Genomic DNA, 713 nt, shown 5'->3' with positions numbered 1-713 from the left:
TGGCGCGACCGAGCTTAACGGCCGAGTTCGGGATGGGATCGGGTGTTTCTCTGGCGCTGTGACCACCAAACCGAGTAAAAATCCAAGTGTTCCAAGTCAAGTACGCTGTATGTGTATGCTTTTGATTTACCAGTTAAGTTTTGCTTTTACTGGATCAAATCAAGCCTATCGAGCAATTAGTACCGGTCAACTGAACGCATTGCTGCGCTTACATCTCCGGCCTATCGACGTGGTGGTCTTCCACGGCTCTCAGGGATACCTTGTTTTGAGGGGGGCTTCCCGCTTAGATGCCTTCAGCGGTTATCCTTTCCGATCATAGCTACCCAGCACTGCTATTGGCATAACAACTGGTCCACCAGTGGATCGTTCACCCCGGTCCTCTCGTACTAGGGGCAACTCCTCTCAAGTATCCTACACCCACGGCAGATAGGGACCGAACTGTCTCACGACGTTCTAAACCCAGCTCACGTACCTCTTTAAACGGCGAACAGCCGTACCCTTGGGACCTGCTCCAGCCCCAGGATGAGATGAGCCGACATCGAGGTGCCAAACACTGCCGTCGATATGGACTCTTGGGCAGTATCAGCCTGTTATCCCCGGCGTACCTTTTATCCGTTGAGCGATGGCCCTTCCACTCGGGACCACCGGATCACTATGGCCGTCTTTCGACTCTGCTCGACTTGTCAGTCTTGCAGTCAGGCTGGCTTCTGCCA

2 rRNA genes are annotated in these 713 nt (G+C 53.6%); both read right to left on the bottom strand.

Annotated features, from left to right (window positions below):
• Positions 1–70 (bottom strand): 5S ribosomal RNA (gene rrf / locus ABD815_RS15100); the annotation flags it as partial.
• Positions 71–155: 85 nt separating this feature from the next.
• Positions 156–713, bottom strand: a 23S ribosomal RNA gene (locus ABD815_RS15095); the annotation flags it as partial.

It is taken from the genome of Celeribacter arenosi (assembly GCF_039539485.1).
GTDB classification, from domain to species: domain Bacteria; phylum Pseudomonadota; class Alphaproteobacteria; order Rhodobacterales; family Rhodobacteraceae; genus Celeribacter; species Celeribacter arenosi.
Note: the sequence above shows the minus strand (reverse complement) of the source record. Positions and strands in the feature narration are given on the sequence as shown.